Source organism: Stenotrophomonas sp. 05L44_2 (assembly GCF_056665995.1).
In genome coordinates this window covers 1-3,248 of record NZ_JBFTNR010000489.1, presented here as the reverse complement: position 1 = coordinate 3,248, position 3,248 = coordinate 1, and the positions used below count along the sequence as shown (strand labels likewise).

Genomic DNA, 3,248 nt, shown 5'->3' with positions numbered 1-3,248 from the left:
CCCCCGGATCATGGCTTCTGCCTGTTGTTGCGGGCCTGGACGGGGCGGCACGGCGAACTCGAGCCGGCTGCCGTCAGCCTCGGATCCTGATCCGGGCGTGGTCTGGCGCCGCTGCCGCGGTTAACCTTGTCGGCACGTTTGCCTGCTCCCGGATCCCCGCATGACCCAGTGGACACCATCGCCGCCTGTTGGACGCCGCGCATGAGTGCGCCGATCGGCGCAGCACAGAGCCCGTCCCCGGCCATCATCGGCCTGGGATATGTCGGGCTGCCGTTGGCAGTGGCGTTCGGCCGCCAGCTGCCCACCTTGGGGTACGACATCGATGCTGCGCGCATCGCCGAACTGGCCGGCGGGCAGGACCACACGCTGGAAATGGAGCCGGACGAACTGGCCAGCGCGTCGCTGCTGCGTTACAGCAGCGATCCGGCGCAGCTCGACGCCTGCAACGTCTACATCGTCACCGTGCCCACGCCGATCGATGCCTACGAGCAGCCTGATCTGGAGCCTTTGCGCTCGGCGACGCGACTGATCGCCAGCCATCTGCGCGTCGGTGATCTGGTGATCTACGAATCCACCGTCTACCCGGGTACCACCGAAGAAGTCTGCGTGCCGCTGCTGGAACAGGGCTCGGGGCTGCGCTTCAACGAGGATTTCTACTGCGGCTACAGTCCCGAGCGGGTCAGCCCGGGTGACCGCCAGCGGCGCCTGGCCGACATCCGCAAGATCACCTCCGGTTCAACGCCGGACGTGGCTGCGGTGGTCGATGGCCTGTACCAGCGGATCATCACCGCCGGTACGTTCCCGGTGCCGTCGATGCGGGTCGCCGAAGCGGCCAAGGTGGTGGAGAACATCCAGCGTGACGTCAACATCGCGCTGGTCAACGAGTTGGCCCTGATCTTCGATCGCCTCGGCATCGACACCCAGGATGTGCTCGACGCCGCAGGCAGCAAATGGAACTTCCTGCCGTTCCGGCCGGGGCTGGTGGGAGGCCACTGCATCGGCGTGGACCCGTACTACCTGCTGCACAAGTCCGAAAGCATGGGCTACCACCCCGACCTCATCCACACCGCCCGGCAGGTCAACAACCGGGTGGGCGAACATGTGGCCAAACGCGTGCTGGCGATGCTCGCCGAGCGTGGCCRCATGCCAGCGCACTCGCGCATCCTGGTGCTGGGCGTGACCTTCAAGGAGGACTGCCCGGACCTGCGCAACAGCCGCGCGCTGGAACTGGCCCAGCGGCTGGCCGGCAGCGGCGCGCAGGTGGACGTCAGCGATCCGTGGGTGGGGCCAGCTGCCATGGCGGACGAGGGCGTGAACTGGCTGGCCGAGCCGGTGCCCGGCAGCTACGACGCGGTGGTGCTGGCGGTGGCGCATGAGAGCTTCAAGGCGATGGACGATGCCCATATCCGCAGCCTGTTGGCGCCCGGTGGGCTGGTCTATGACGTGAAGTCCGCCTGGCCGCGCAGCGTGGTCGACGATCGCCTGTAGGTGCTTGCGCGGTAGACTCGGGGCAGTTGCAACCGAGGAACGCCATGCACCGGTATATCGTCTACCTGCTCGCCATCCTGATGTTTCCGATCTGCCTGTGGCTGGCCACGATCTGGCCGGCCTGGTACTGGGGCGTCGGCATTACAGCTGCGATGGTGGCGCTGGGGACCTGGGACCTGCTGCAGAAGCGCAGCACCCTGCGCCGCAACTATCCGGTGATAGCGCACTTCCGTTATGGCCTGGAATCGATCGGCCCGGAGATCCGCCAGTACTTCGTGCAGAGCGATCTGGAGGATGTCCCGTTCTCGCGGCAGCAGCGTGCGCTGATCTACCAGCGCGCCAAGAACCAGATGGACACGGTGCCCTTCGGTACCCTGCGCAGCACATATGCGGTGGACTACGAATGGATCAACCATTCGCTGGCGCCGACCACCATCGCCAAGCATGATTTCCGCGTGCTGATCGGTCCGAACTGTGCCAAGCCCTATTCGGCGAGCGTGTTCAACATCTCGGCGATGAGTTTCGGTTCGCTGTCGGCCAATGCGATCCGCGCATTGAACGAAGGCGCACGCCTGGGGGGTTTCTACCACGATACCGGCGAAGGCTCGATTTCGCCGTATCACCGGGAGATGGGCGGTGACCTGGTCTGGGAGATCGGCTCGGGCTACTTCGGGTGCCGTGACGAGAAGGGCGGCTTCAGCGAGGAACGCTTCGTTGCCAATGCCAACCACGATCAGGTGAAGATGATCGAGATCAAGCTGTCGCAGGGTGCCAAGCCCGGCCATGGCGGGGTGCTGCCGGCGCCGAAGGTGACCGCCGAGATCTCGGTGACGCGTGGCGTGCCGATGGGCGTGGACTGCGTGTCGCCATCGCGCCATTCGGCGTTCTCCACGCCGGTTGAACTGCTGCAGTTCGTGGCCCGCCTGCGTGAACTGTCCGGTGGCAAGCCGGTTGGTTTCAAGCTGGCCATCGGCCACCCATGGGAATGGTTCGGCATTGCCAAGGCAATGCACGAGACCGGTCTGCTGCCTGATTTCATCGTCGTCGATGGCGYCGAAGGCGGTACCGGCGCGGCACCGGCCGAATTCGTCGATCACGTGGGGGTGCCGATGCACGAAGCGTTGCTGCTGGTGCACAACACCCTGGTCGGCCTGGACCTGCGCGAGCACATCCGTATCGGCGCTGCCGGCAAGATCACCAGCGCGTTCGATATCGCCCGCACCATTGCGATGGGCGCCGACTGGTGCAATGCCGGGCGCGGTTTCATGTTCGCGCTGGGCTGCATCCAGTCGCTCAGCTGCCATACCGACAAGTGCCCGACCGGCATCGCGACCCAGGATCCGGCACGCTGGAAGCATCTGGATGCACCGGACAAGGCCACGCGCGTGTACAGCTTCCACGAGCACACCCTGCACGCGCTGAAGGAGTTGCTGTGCGCGGCGGGCTTGAACGATCCGGCCGAGCTAGGCCCGGAACACATCCTTCGCCGGGTGTCGCCGGTTGAGATCCGTTCGCTGGCCTCGTTGTATCGTTACCTGGAACCGGGCGAGCTGCTGCACAAGGTGCCCGACCACGCGGTGTTCCATTCGTTCTGGGCGGACGCACGCAGCGATTCGTTCCAGCCGCCACCGAAGATCCAGGCGCTGCGTGCCAGCAAGTCGCGATGACCCGCGTTGCAGGACCGAGCCCATGCTCGACTGCACGAAAACCATCCATGCAAGGAGGCTGCATGCAGTTCAGGACGGGTACCGACGATGATG

The 3,248-nt window shown here is 65.4% G+C and carries 2 protein-coding genes; both read left to right on the top strand.

From position 1 onward, the window contains the following. The first annotated feature begins 201 nt into the window (after nucleotides 1-201). Complete coding sequence (locus tag AC1VAN_RS16225) at nucleotides 202-1,488, top strand: nucleotide sugar dehydrogenase (RefSeq protein ID WP_480986193.1); 1,287 nt, start codon at nucleotides 202-204, stop codon at nucleotides 1,486-1,488. 44 nt (nucleotides 1,489-1,532) lie between these two features. Next, entirely contained in the window at nucleotides 1,533-3,155 is a 1,623-nt protein-coding gene (locus tag AC1VAN_RS16220; protein WP_480986192.1) for an FMN-binding glutamate synthase family protein, read from the top strand. Nucleotides 3,156-3,248 lie beyond the last annotated feature (93 nt).